The organism is Neptuniibacter sp. QD34_54 (genome assembly GCF_047778055.1).
Classification (GTDB): domain Bacteria; phylum Pseudomonadota; class Gammaproteobacteria; order Pseudomonadales; family Balneatricaceae; genus Neptuniibacter.
On the sequence record NZ_CP180546.1, the window covers coordinates 3,051,592 to 3,063,643 of the forward strand.

Genomic DNA, 12,052 nt, shown 5'->3' on the forward strand with positions numbered 1-12,052 from the left:
TTTAAACGATCGCTTTTTCACTGCAGTTCAAGTTCTCCGCGCCAATCAAAACCTGGTCCATCTGGATTCGGTCCTGACGCTCAGATGCAACCTGAACATCTTTTCTTACAACTAGGTCAGCCAACGTAATTCCACTTAAGAAAGCGTGAATTTGGTCGCTCAAGTCGCACCAAAGGTGATGAGTAAGGCACGTTTCTCCGCCCTGACAGTCACCCTGGCGATTACATCCAGTTGCATCTACTGATTCATTCACAGCATCAATCACTTGTGCAACGTTGATGCCTGCTTGCTCACGATTTAGTTGATAACCACCACCTGGCCCACGAACACTACGAACTAGTTCGTTGCGACGCAGCTTAGCAAAAAGCTGTTCTAGGTATGACAATGAAATGCCCTGTCTTTCAGAGATATCAGCCAAACTAATCGGCCCTTTACCTTCATGAAGAGCCAGATCCAGCATCGCTGTAACGGCATATCGCCCTTTAGTTGTTAATCGCATAATTCCCGCCTTCACGCGCAATAGCATTTGCGCGGCATTATGCAATACCCGACTAAAAAGGTCAACTAAATACCCTACTATTATTGTAGGTCTTTATATTCTTTATCGCGCGAATTCTAACACGAAATATTCACAACCGAACGCTTAAGGGTCAATCTTTAGCATTAGAATTCTTTTGGGTAGCCGTCAAAATCCCTCTCAATACGTTAACTTCTACTTTATCCGGCATAGCCCGTAGATATAGCCTGCGAAGCCTTGGCATTAATTGACGCGGATTTTCTGGATCTAGAAAATCAATATCGACCAAAGTCTCCTCCAAATGCTTGAACAAACGCTCAAGATCACTACTATCAGCAAGCTCAATATCCCAATCTGTTCCCCATTGAGGCTTATGCTGCTCATTCTCCTGAGCGTAAATTGAAGCCATACGTAACTCATAAGTAACAACCTGAACAGCTGCAGCAAGATTCAATGAACTAAAATCAGGGTTTGAAGGTATATGCACATGGTATTGACAAAGATGAAGCTCCTCATTTGTTAGTCCACGATCTTCTCGACCAAAAACAATCGCAATCTTTTTATCCGTTGCAATTGGCTGAACAATTGCGGCCAACTCTCGCGGATCAACCACCGGCCAAGGGATATGACGCCCTCTAGCACTTGTCCCAACTACAATTTGGCAATCTGCAATCGCTTCTTCAAGCGTATCATGAATGACAGCACTCTCTAGTAGATCAGTAGCTCCTGCCGCTCGTGCATCCGCATTCACATGAGGAAACTTTTTAGGCGCTACGAGGTGTAACTCCCCCAAAGCCATATTTTTCATAGCCCTCGCCACACCGCCAATGTTACCTGGATGAGTTGTATTAACGAGTACAATGCGAATATTTGCAGACATAGACCTTGCCACCACCACAATAAATGAAGGCGCGTATTCTAACAGAGCCGTAAACAATTGAGCCACTTATTCACAGCATCCCCCATCCTCAGGTATAATACTTTTTTAATTTTCCCGAATATTCTTCAGGTTCCTAACAAATGCAACCCATGGTTAATATTGCACTGCGCGCAGCACGCGTTGCAGGCGAGCAGATCGTCCGCGCTGTAGAGCGTCTGGATTTGGTTAAATCCGAACAATCTGATGTAGCTAAGCTTCTAAGCGACACATGCCAAAAAGCAGAACTAAGCATTGTTCATACAATCCAAAAAGCCTATCCAAATCACAAAATCGTGGGTGAATACACAGGCGAACACGCACCTTTAAGTGAAGGACCTGAATTTTGCTGGACGATCAACCCAATCGACAGCATTTCCAACTTCTCCAATGGCTTGCCGGTTTTTGCGATTAGCATGGCAGGCCAACAAAATGGTCGCACAGAGCACGCCCTAATCCTGAATCCAATTACAGGTGAAGAGTTCACTGCAAGCCGTGGTGATGGAGCACAGCTAAACGGTAAACGCTTACGTGTTAGTAATCACAAAACTGTCGAAGGATCTTTGATTGGTACAGGCTTCTTCAATCGCCCTAGCGATAAAGCACACCTAGAAGCTTACCTAAACATATTCCGTGACATGACACTGACTGGCGGTACTATCTATAACGGTGGTTCTCCAGCATTAAACCTTGCATACACAGCAGCTGGTCGCATTGATGGCTTCTACCAAATCGGCCTTAATCCTTGGGAAATGGAAGCCGGCCTATTATTAGTACAAGAAGCAGGCGGCCTTGTGGGTGACTTTATGGGTGGAAACGATTTCCGCCAAAGCGGCAGCCTAATTGCCGGCAACCCCAAGATGTTTAAAGCCATCTTAAAGGGCCTACAATCTTCCCTAACTGAAGATTTAAAATAAGCGAAAAAGCTATACTAAAAAGCCATCCACTGGATGGCTTTTTTTATGCACAAAAAAAACCGGCATCAGCCGGTTTTTTTTCATTAGAACAACCCTTACGCTTCGTAAGGGTTACGCAATACGATAGTCTCGATACGGTCTGGACCAGTAGAAATGATATCCACAGGCGCTTCAACTAACTCTTCTAAACGCTTGATGTACGCCACTGCTTCAGCAGGTAGTTCATCCATAGACTTAGCACCAACAGTAGAGCCAGCCCAACCAGACATAGTCTCGTATACAGGCGTTACTGCTTCGTAGTCTTCGCTACCGCTCAAAGAATCAACCACATTACCTGCAGAGTCTTTATAACCTACACAGATACGAATCTCTTCCATACCATCAAGTACGTCTAGCTTAGTTAGGCACAAGCCTGAGATAGAGTTGATCTGGATAGCATGCTTAACAGCAACAGCGTCAAACCAACCACAACGGCGCGCACGACCTGTAGTAGAACCGAACTCATGGCCACGCTCAGCTAAACCTTCGCCCACTTCACAATGAAGTTCTGTTGGGAAAGGACCACCACCTACACGCGTTGTATACGCTTTAGTAATACCCAAAATGTAATCTAGGTACAGAGGACCAAAACCACTACCCGTAGATGTACCACCGGCAGTTGTGTTTGAAGAAGTTACGTAAGGGTAAGTACCGTGATCGATATCTAGCAATGAACCCTGAGCACCTTCAAACATGATGTTCTTGCCCTGCTTACGCAGATCATGAAGCATTGAAGTCACATCAGCAACCATTGGCGCAAGCTCTTCACCCATCGCCAATGCTTCATCCAGAACTGTTTGGTAATCAACAGCGTCAACCTTGTAATACTCAACCAACTGGAAGTTATAGTATTCAATAACTTCTTTCAGTTTTTCTGCAAAGCGCTCTTTATCTAGAAGATCAGCCAAACGAAGACCGCGGCGAGCCACTTTATCTTCATAAGCAGGACCGATACCACGGCCTGTAGTACCAATCTTAGCTTTACCACGCGCAACTTCACGCGCTTGGTCCATAGCAATATGGTATGGCAAGATAAGTGGGCAAGAAGGGCTCAAACGCAAACGTTCGCGCACTGGCACATCCGCCTCTTCCAAACCTTTAATCTCTTTCAGCAATGCTTCTGGAGAAAGCACTACACCGTTACCAATCATGCACACGACATTGTCGCGCAAAATACCTGAAGGAATCAGGTGCAAAACTGTTTTTTCGCCATCAATAACCAGCGTGTGACCCGCATTGTGACCGCCCTGAAAGCGTGCCACTGCAGAAGCCTGATCCGTAAGCAGATCTACGATCTTGCCTTTACCTTCATCACCCCACTGGGTACCCAGAACAACTACGTTTTTGCCCATTGTTGCCTACTTGAGATTACTTAAGAATAAAAATTTTTACTGATCACAGGCCGCTAACGACCCATTCTCCATCACGTTGTACTAGTTCAGCAGTACATTCTTTTGCCGGTTCAGCGCCCGGTAACGCATAGATAACTTTTACACCTTCAGAACGCAGCTGACTCACTTTAGCCAATAGCTCTGCACTCTCTTCGGCTGGCGCTAGAACAATCTGCTTTTCATCAAGAACAACAGAAGAAAGCTCAACCAACGTTTTAAGATCAGCACTAAAGCCCGTAGCTGGACGCGCACGACCGAAATCTCGACCAATTTCATCGTAGCGACCACCTTTTGCAATAGCCTGACCAAATTCAGGCGTATAAGCAGCAAATACCACGCCTGTGTGGTAGTTGTATCCACGCAATTCACTCAGATCAAAATACTGATCTAACTGCGGGAAACGCAAAGCAATACGCTCTGCTAACTGCTGCAAATAATCGATAGCTTCAAGCACTTGCGCTGGCGCAGACGCAAACAGCTCACGCGCTCGAGCTAAAACATCGCTACCACCGTTCAATGATGGCAACGCTGCCAAGAAAGATTTACTTGTATCGTCTAGATCCAGTTGTTCAACAAACAACTGAAGCTCTGGTAGCGCCTTACGCTGCAGAATATCTAGATACTGCTCTTTGTCGTCAGCAGATAGTTCGATCATTTCCATCAAACCAGAAAACACACCAACATGGCCCAGATCAATACTAAGGTCACGATCTACTCCCGCTGCATGCATGGTTTCAACCATCAGAGAGATCACTTCTACATCACTCTCAATACCAGAGTGACCATATAGCTCAGCACCCAACTGCAGTGGGTTACGAGAAGCTAGTGGCTGAGTTGGCAACGCATGCACAACTGAACCACAGTAACATAGACGGGTAGCACCAGATTCACGTAGACGATGCGCGTCAATACGTGCAACCTGAGGTGTAATATCAGCGCGGAAGCCTAGGGTATGACCACTAATTTGATCAGTTACTTTTACAGTATTCAGATCAAGATCATGACCTACACCTGTAAGCAAAGATTCTAAATGCTCCATTACAGGAGGCATAACCTGCTCATAGCCCCAATGCTCATACAGATCCAATAAACGTCTGCGCAAAACTTCAACGCGACGAGCCTGCGGTGGAAGTAATTCTTGTACACCTTCCGGTAGCAGCCAACGATCTGCCAATGCCATGTGGTACTCCGTATCTTATAAAACAACACGCCGATCTATAACGACTCGGCTTTAATTCACTATATAAAGTGCAACCAGACCCAACAGCATACTTACCAAGCCTATAAGGCGTAGTGACCGATCACTGATCAACGAAAGCTGCTGAACCAAATTACGCCAGCGCTGCGGATAAAGAAAAGGAATAACCCCTTCCAAAATCAGCATCAAGCAAAAACCAACAGCGAGTGAATGCAGTAGTTCGGATGACATGCTTACTTCAGCCTATACAATCCAATTGCCACAAAAAAACCGGGCTTTAACCCGGTTTTGCTATTCTACCACGGAATCAGAGGAATGCCTTCCCCTGATCCGTTTTTTTGTACATTTTTACGCCAGCCGATATTACTCGGCTTTTGATGCTCCTAAATACTTAAAGAAGTCACTATCTGGTTTTAGCACCAAAACATCACCACTCTGACCGAAAGATTCACGGTAAGCCCGCAAACTACGGTAGAAAGAGTAAAATTCTGGGTTTGCAGAGTATGCTTCAGCATAGTTTTTAGCTGCTACGGCATCACCTTCACCACGAATCTCTTCGGATTCTCGATAAGCCTCTGCCACAATAACCGTCTTCTGACGATCCGCATCCGCTCGGATACCTTCCGCTAGCTCTTTACCACGAGAACGAAGCTCACGTGCTTCACGCTCACGCTCTGTACGCATACGATCATATACAGACTCAGATACTTCTTGAGGAAGATCGATTCGTTTTACACGAACATCAACAACCTCAACACCCAGCTTATCTATAGCTACTGGGCTGATCTCGCTGATTAGCTTACGCATCAATTCTTCACGCTCACCTGATACCACTTCAGTCACCGTACGTGCGCCAAACTGGTTACGCAATGCCGCATCAACACGCTGCGAAAGAAGGTTTGCCGCGTTAAACTCATCACCCGAAGTTGCTGTGTAGTACTTTTGCACATCTTTAACACGCCATTTCACAAAAGAGTCTACGATAAGACGTTTCTTCTCAAGTGTAAGGTAAGCCTGGGGGCGCGCATCCAACGTCAAAATACGTGAATCGAACTTACGCACTTTGTTTACAATTGGAATTTTAAAGTGAAGACCTGGACCTACATCGGCATCAGACACCTCACCAAACTTAAGTAACACTGCACGTTCAGTTTCTTTTACGATGTAAAGAGAGCTCTGACCAACCAGCACCAACACAGCAAAAATAATTATGAAAAATAGTGATTTAGACTGCATTATCGACCCTCCCGACGACTACCTTGACGCTGACGTAGCTGATCAACCACTTGATCAGTCACTTCACGCAGGCTCTGACTATCTAGTCGCACTGAGCGATTATTATCACCTGTCACTGGGCGATTTTGCATAATCTTATCCAGCGGCAAGTACATCATGTTATTACCACCTTCAACATCAACTAGCACTTTAGGGTTCTGAGAAAGAACTTCCTGCATAGTGTCTAGGTATAGACGCTCACGCGTTACTTCAGGCGCTTTTACATACTCTGTTAACAAAGCAGTAAAACGTTTCGCATCACCCTCTGAGCGAGCCACAACTTGCTCTTGGTATGCGCTCGCTTCCTCAAGCATACGCTGAGCTTGACCACGCGCTTCAGGAATAATGCCATTTGCATAAGATTCTGCTTCGTTTTTAACTCGAACCTCATCCTCTCGCGCCTTGATCACATCATCGAATGCATCTTGCACTTGGTTAGGTGCTTTCGCTTCTTTGATGTTCACCTTCGAAATCTGAAGTCCCGTACCATACTGACTCATATAGCTCTGAAGACGATCTTGCACTTGAACCGACAAGGTTTCACGACCTTGCGTCAGAATAGAGTGCATATCAGTCGAACCAACCACATGACGCAAAGCAGACTCAGCTGCATGTGATAGACTTGATTCAGGGTCACGCACAGTCAGCACAAAACCTTTGGCATCAGAGAGCAAATACTGAACGGTCATTTCAATATCGACGATATTCTCATCTTTGGTCAGCATTAGAGCACGATGATCACGAGTACGTAGACGAGTTGTATTAACAATCTCGACCACATCGATCATAGGTGGATTCCACTGCAGACCTGGACCTACGGTCTCGCTGAACTTACCAAGCCTTAATACAACACCACGCTCTTGTTGGTCGACCGTATAAAAGCCCATACCAGCCCAAGCCAACGCAGCAATAAGAATCACCACCCAGAAGAAACCAGCACCGGAAGCCGAAGACGAACCGCCACCATCACCGCCGTGACCACTGGACTTTTGACCGCCACCAAAAATGCCGTTCAATTTATCCTGCAGTTTACGCAGCGCTTCATCTAGATCAGGAGGCCCCTGATCGCCACCACCTTTACCCCCGCGGTTATTGTTATTACCGCCACCCCAAGGGTCCTTATTATCACCGTTACCACCAGGCTCATTCCAAGCCATACGTCACTCCGTATAAAAACAACATGTTAGGTAGATTAAAACATATATCAGCGAAAAACATTATTCGCCAGATATTACCCCTCAATTAACTAAAATCGAGGTTTTGAAACTTTTTACTCGACAGGCTAAGTCCTTACCAAGGATTAACTTCGACAGGAAAACAACGATCACGTTCCATTCCCAACCGACTCAGCAGCTGCAGCATGTCTTTTTTCTGTATACGCACTTCCAAAATAATAGATCCTTTTTCATCTATTTGTTCAGAAAGTACGGCACCGCTCTCATACAATTTAGCTCTAAACTGACCTTCTTGCGGCTCCAAGCACACGTTATCATGAAATACATCATCTGCAAGTAGCTCATTAACCGCTTGAAACAGCAGATCATGCCCTTCGCCCGTGACTGCGGATAACCATACACGACTGGGCTTACCATCTTCATCACGATCGATACGAGGCTTACGCCCTTCGATCAGATCAATCTTGTTATAAACCTCTAGAACTGGCACTTCATCCGCACCAATTTCAGCCAGTACGTTTTCTACTTCAGCGACATGATCATGACGGTCATCATCATAAGCATCGATGACATGAAGCAACAAAGTCGCCTCTATGGTTTCTTGCAGAGTAGCGCGAAATGCTTCCACCAGCTTATGTGGAAGATGACGAATAAAACCTACTGTATCCGCAAGAATAGCCTGACCAATATCTTCGACTTCAATCCGCCGCAAAGTTGGATCTAGTGTTGCGAACAACTGATCTGCTGCATAAACCTCAGAAGTCGTCAGCGAGTTGAACAGCGTTGATTTACCTGCGTTGGTATAACCCACCAACGATAAAGTGGGCACTTCAGCGCGCTTACGCGAACGCCTACCTTGCTCACGCTGCTTGCGAACCTTCTCTAAGCGCTTGTGGATAGACTTCATCCGAGCACGAAGTAATCGACGGTCTGTTTCTAGCTGAGTTTCACCCGGTCCACGTAGACCGATACCACCTTTTTGACGCTCAAGGTGAGTCCAACCACGCACAAGACGGGTAGACATATGATCAAGCTGAGCTAGTTCAACCTGAAGTTTACCTTCATGGGTTCGCGCACGCTGAGCGAAGATATCCAAAATAAGGCCTGTACGGTCAAGCACCCTACTTTGTATTTCTCGTTCGATATTACGCTCTTGAGCGGGACTTAAGGCATGGTTAAAGATCACCAGTTGCGCATTATGCAGATTAACCAGCTCGCGCAATTCATCTAGCTTTCCCTGACCAATAAAAAACTTCGGATTAGGATGAGAAAGAGACCCAGTCAAAAATTCGACTGGGTCTGCACCTGCAGATAGGGCTAGTTCTTCGAGCTCTTTAGGACTTTCTTGGTCGGCCTCAGCGGCCAGATTCATATGAATCAAAATGGCACGTTCGCCACTTTTAGGACGTTCAAAGAACAATGATTATTAGTCCTCTGCTTTTGCTTCGTCTGCTGCTGGCAGTTTAACCGGGCGCGCAGGAACAACAGTTGAGATGGCATGTTTATAAACCATCTGACTAACAGTATTTTTAAGCAGAATAACAAACTGATCGAAAGACTCAATCTGGCCCTGCAGTTTAATACCATTAACTAAGAAAATAGACACAGGAATACGCTCTTTACGTAGCGCATTCAAATAAGGGTCTTGTAATGATTGCCCTTTTGACATTTGCAAACTCCTTCCCGAGGAAAATTTTATAATTTTTTCGTTATAGTATGGCTGACGGCTCTTAAATTTACTGCTTTCGCCGCTTAAACGCCTTATTTTACAGCTTTTTACTGTCTAGCCTGACATTATATAATGCTACCTTCAATGAATTTCAAGGCATTCTGCAAGAGTTTTGTATCGTGAGTGTCAATCCAGTTAAGGTTTTCCCAACTTCTTAGCCACGTAACCTGCCTTTTTGCCAGCTGTCTTGTAGCGACAACACCTTTAAATTTCATCGTGTCATAATCCCAAGTTCCGGCAAAATATTCCCATACTTGGCGATAACCAACACAGCGCACTGATGGCATCTGCAGGTCTAAGTCACCTCGATCCCAAAGCGTTCTTACTTCATCTACAAAACCTTGCTCAAGCATGATATCAAAACGACGAGCAATACGATCATGCAGTTCAGAACGCTCTTGCGGCATCACTGCCAGAGAGACAATAGGAAAATCGGGCTTTTGCTTTTCCTGTTCTGCCCACAGATCCGTCATAGAACGGCCAGTAATTTCATATACCTCTAGGGCACGCTGAAGTCTCTGTGCATCATTAGGGTTAAGTCGCTTAGCCGATTCAGGATCAACTTCAGCCAATCGAGCATGCATAGCAGCCCAACCTTCAGCTTCAGCCTCCTGTAACAGTCTTTCACGAACCGCTGCATCAGCCTCTGGTAGATTCGCTAAGCCATTTTTCAACGCATGGAAATAGAGCATAGTTCCACCGGTCAAAATCGGCACTTTGCCCGCGGACCGAATTTCCTCAATCTGTTTGAGCGCATCCATACGAAATTCTGCAGCCGAATAGGCTTCGGAAGGGTCACAAATATCAATCAGGCGATGCGGATATCTAGCCAGCGTTTCGTGATCAGGCTTAGCTGTGCCTATATCCATGCCTTTGTAGATCATCGCTGAATCAACACTAACGATCTCGCAAGGCATATGATCGTAAAGCTTCATTGCTAGATCGGTTTTACCAGACGCAGTAGGCCCCATTAAAAAAACGACGGGTAGATTACTCACTAAATTGCTCCTACTGGCCACGCATAAATAATTTATCAAGATCAGCCATGGTCATCTGACTCCAAGTTGGTCGACCATGGTTACACTGACCACTGCGCTCGGTTTGCTCCATATCCCTTAACAAGGCATTCATCTCTGGCAAAGTTAATTGGCGATTTGCTCTAACCGCCCCATGACACGCCATGGTTCCCAAAAGCTCATTGATATGTTGTTCAATACGCTTACTTTCGCCATATACCAACATATCGGAAAGCACATCACGGATCAGTTGCTCAATATTACCTTTAGCCAAAGAAACCGGCACCTGACGAACAACAATCGTTTCTTCGCCCATACGCGCCAATTCAAAACCTAAGCGCTTAAACGTATTCGCCTGTTCATCAGCACAATCTGCTTCCCGCTGGCTTACTGCAAGGCTCATAGGCACCAAGAGCGGTTGAGAACGTACAACATCCTGTTCAAAAGACTGTTTCATGCGTTCATAGACGATACGTTCATGGGCCGCATGCATATCTACCACAATCAAGCCTTGGTCATTTTGAGCAAGAATGTACACCCCATGTAACTGTGCAATGGCATAACCCATTGGCGGGCATTGCTCATGTTCTACCTCGGATTCAGCAGACACACCAGAATCGAGTATTGCTGCAGGCTGAGGGTGAAGCGCAGCATAGCCACTGATCTGCTCTTGGATCTGAGGTCCAGAGGGCGTTGAAGTTGGCTGATAAGCAGGTGCCGAGTAACCGTTTCCACCTGAACTATTAACGCCAGATCTAAACGCCATGCGATTTTGTTCGAAATTCTGTTGTACTGGCTGCTGTTGAGTCTGTAACTCAGCAACTACAGGTGCGGAGCCTTCCGATATTTGATCTTGCGGACGCATATCCGCAATCAGACGATGCAAAGTCCGGAATAAGAAATCATGAACTAAACGACTCTCGCGGAAGCGTACCTCATGCTTAGTCGGATGCACGTTAACATCAACCAATGCTGGATCAAGCTCAAGATACAGCACATAAGCTGGATGGCGACCGTGGTAAAGGACATCTGCATAAGCCTGTCTTACAGCGTGCGTAACCACTTTATCTCGAATCATTCGACCATTTACAAAGAAGTACTGCAGATCAGCCTGACTACGAGAAAAAGTAGGCAATCCAACCCAACCCCATAAACGCAGACCCGATGCTTCGGCAACCACATCTGCTTTTAAAGCGTTATCAATAAACGCTGAACCACAGATACTGGCAACACGACGTTCCTGTTCTAATTCACTATCCGCCTGTCGAAGCTGATGGATAACCTTGCCGTTATGGCGCAACTGAAAGGCAACATCAAAGCGGCTTAATGCAAGGCGCTTTACCACCTCATCAAGATGGCGAAATTCAGTTTTTTCTGTTTTTAGAAATTTACGACGCGCTGGGGTATTAAAAAACAGATCTTTTACTTCAACCGTTGTGCCTTGTGGGTGAGCAGCAGGCTCAAGTTGAGCCTCCATATCCCGCCCTTCCGTTTGCACCTGCCAAGCGTTATCTTGCTCAGCCTGTCTAGAGGTCAAGGTTAAACGTGATACCGAACTTATACTGGCTAGCGCCTCACCACGAAACCCCAGACTACCAACTGCCTCTAGATCTTCTAGCACTTTGATTTTTGAAGTGGCATGTCGACTAAGCGCGAGAGAAAGATCATCTTTTTCAATGCCAAAGCCATTATCACGGATACGCATGAGCTTCACGCCGCCCTGCTCAACATCGACGTCAATTTTATCTGCTCCGGCATCCAAACTATTTTCAAGAATCTCTTTGATAACAGAAGCTGGGCGCTCAACTACTTCACCCGCCGCAATTTGGTTGGCCAAACGCGGCGATAAAAGCTGTATACGTGACATTAATCTACCTTT

At 45.8% G+C, this 12,052-nt stretch carries 12 protein-coding genes; 1 reads left to right on the forward strand and 11 read right to left on the reverse strand.

The window, feature by feature from the left end; all coding sequences use genetic code 11:
- Position 1: 1 nt before the first annotated feature.
- The gene (gene iscR / locus ACMXYP_RS13870) at positions 2-499 is read right to left on the reverse strand and encodes a Fe-S cluster assembly transcriptional regulator IscR (protein WP_415882224.1); all 498 of its coding nucleotides are present in this window, start codon (positions 497-499) and stop codon (positions 2-4) included.
- 151 nt (positions 500-650) lie between these two features.
- Positions 651-1,397 carry a tRNA (cytosine(32)/uridine(32)-2'-O)-methyltransferase TrmJ gene (trmJ, locus tag ACMXYP_RS13875; RefSeq protein WP_415884676.1) on the reverse strand — a complete coding sequence of 249 codons (747 nt, stop codon included), beginning with the start codon at positions 1,395-1,397 and terminating at the stop codon, positions 651-653.
- A gap of 140 nt (positions 1,398-1,537) precedes the next feature.
- On the opposite strand from trmJ, the gene ACMXYP_RS13880 reads away from it, so the two are divergent.
- The gene (locus tag ACMXYP_RS13880) at positions 1,538-2,350 is read left to right on the forward strand and encodes an inositol monophosphatase family protein (protein ID WP_415882225.1); all 813 of its coding nucleotides are present in this window, start codon (positions 1,538-1,540) and stop codon (positions 2,348-2,350) included.
- Positions 2,351-2,445: 95 nt separating this feature from the next.
- Here the strand turns inward: ACMXYP_RS13880 and ACMXYP_RS13885 are convergent, their stop codons facing one another.
- The 9 genes from ACMXYP_RS13885 to mutL all read right to left on the reverse strand — a co-directional run bounded on the left by ACMXYP_RS13885 (position 2,446) and on the right by mutL (position 12,040).
- Positions 2,446-3,741, reverse strand: a complete 1,296-nt coding sequence (locus ACMXYP_RS13885; RefSeq protein ID WP_415882226.1) for an adenylosuccinate synthase — start codon at positions 3,739-3,741, stop codon at positions 2,446-2,448.
- A gap of 43 nt (positions 3,742-3,784) precedes the next feature.
- Positions 3,785-4,960 (reverse strand): ATP phosphoribosyltransferase regulatory subunit, encoded by a 1,176-nt coding sequence (locus tag ACMXYP_RS13890; protein WP_415882227.1) that lies wholly within the window; start codon positions 4,958-4,960, stop codon positions 3,785-3,787.
- A gap of 51 nt (positions 4,961-5,011) precedes the next feature.
- Positions 5,012-5,209 carry a DUF2065 domain-containing protein gene (locus ACMXYP_RS13895; RefSeq protein ID WP_415882228.1) on the reverse strand — a complete coding sequence of 66 codons (198 nt, stop codon included), beginning with the start codon at positions 5,207-5,209 and terminating at the stop codon, positions 5,012-5,014.
- A gap of 132 nt (positions 5,210-5,341) precedes the next feature.
- On the reverse strand, positions 5,342-6,214 hold the full coding sequence (gene hflC / locus ACMXYP_RS13900; RefSeq protein WP_415882229.1) for a protease modulator HflC: 873 nt from the start codon (positions 6,212-6,214) through the stop codon (positions 5,342-5,344).
- Positions 6,214-7,410 (reverse strand): FtsH protease activity modulator HflK, encoded by a 1,197-nt coding sequence (gene hflK, locus ACMXYP_RS13905; protein ID WP_415882230.1) that lies wholly within the window; start codon positions 7,408-7,410, stop codon positions 6,214-6,216. The genes hflC and hflK overlap by 1 nt, the downstream gene beginning before the upstream one ends.
- A 133-nt stretch (positions 7,411-7,543) precedes the next feature.
- Positions 7,544-8,848, reverse strand: coding sequence for a ribosome rescue GTPase HflX (gene hflX, locus ACMXYP_RS13910; protein ID WP_415882231.1), 1,305 nt, complete (start codon positions 8,846-8,848; stop codon positions 7,544-7,546).
- A 6-nt stretch (positions 8,849-8,854) separates the two neighbouring features.
- On the reverse strand, positions 8,855-9,097 hold the full coding sequence (gene hfq, locus ACMXYP_RS13915) for an RNA chaperone Hfq (RefSeq protein WP_007022969.1): 243 nt from the start codon (positions 9,095-9,097) through the stop codon (positions 8,855-8,857).
- Positions 9,098-9,222: 125 nt separating this feature from the next.
- Complete coding sequence (gene miaA, locus ACMXYP_RS13920) at positions 9,223-10,128, reverse strand: tRNA (adenosine(37)-N6)-dimethylallyltransferase MiaA (protein WP_415884677.1); 906 nt, start codon at positions 10,126-10,128, stop codon at positions 9,223-9,225.
- A 37-nt stretch (positions 10,129-10,165) separates the two neighbouring features.
- A complete protein-coding gene (gene mutL / locus ACMXYP_RS13925) occupies positions 10,166-12,040 on the reverse strand; it encodes a DNA mismatch repair endonuclease MutL (RefSeq protein ID WP_415882232.1) in 1,875 nt (624 codons plus the stop codon).
- Positions 12,041-12,052 lie beyond the last annotated feature (12 nt).

What these genes read in the sequence shown, in the direction of transcription:
- iscR (WP_415882224.1), bottom strand. Translation starts at nt 499, where the DNA reads ATGCGATTAACAACTAAAGGGCGATATGCCGTTACAGCGATGCTGGAT.
- trmJ (WP_415884676.1), bottom strand. Translation starts at nt 1,397, where the DNA reads ATGTCTGCAAATATTCGCATTGTACTCGTTAATACAACTCATCCAGGT.
- ACMXYP_RS13880 (WP_415882225.1), top strand. Translation starts at nt 1,538, where the DNA reads ATGCAACCCATGGTTAATATTGCACTGCGCGCAGCACGCGTTGCAGGC.
- ACMXYP_RS13885 (WP_415882226.1), bottom strand. Translation starts at nt 3,741, where the DNA reads ATGGGCAAAAACGTAGTTGTTCTGGGTACCCAGTGGGGTGATGAAGGT.
- ACMXYP_RS13890 (WP_415882227.1), bottom strand. Translation starts at nt 4,960, where the DNA reads ATGGCATTGGCAGATCGTTGGCTGCTACCGGAAGGTGTACAAGAATTA.
- ACMXYP_RS13895 (WP_415882228.1), bottom strand. Translation starts at nt 5,209, where the DNA reads ATGTCATCCGAACTACTGCATTCACTCGCTGTTGGTTTTTGCTTGATG.
- hflC (WP_415882229.1), bottom strand. Translation starts at nt 6,214, where the DNA reads ATGCAGTCTAAATCACTATTTTTCATAATTATTTTTGCTGTGTTGGTG.
- hflK (WP_415882230.1), bottom strand. Translation starts at nt 7,410, where the DNA reads ATGGCTTGGAATGAGCCTGGTGGTAACGGTGATAATAAGGACCCTTGG.
- hfq (WP_007022969.1), bottom strand. Translation starts at nt 9,097, where the DNA reads ATGTCAAAAGGGCAATCATTACAAGACCCTTATTTGAATGCGCTACGT.
- miaA (WP_415884677.1), bottom strand. Translation starts at nt 10,128, where the DNA reads ATGGGGCCTACTGCGTCTGGTAAAACCGATCTAGCAATGAAGCTTTAC.
- mutL (WP_415882232.1), bottom strand. Translation starts at nt 12,040, where the DNA reads ATGTCACGTATACAGCTTTTATCGCCGCGTTTGGCCAACCAAATTGCG.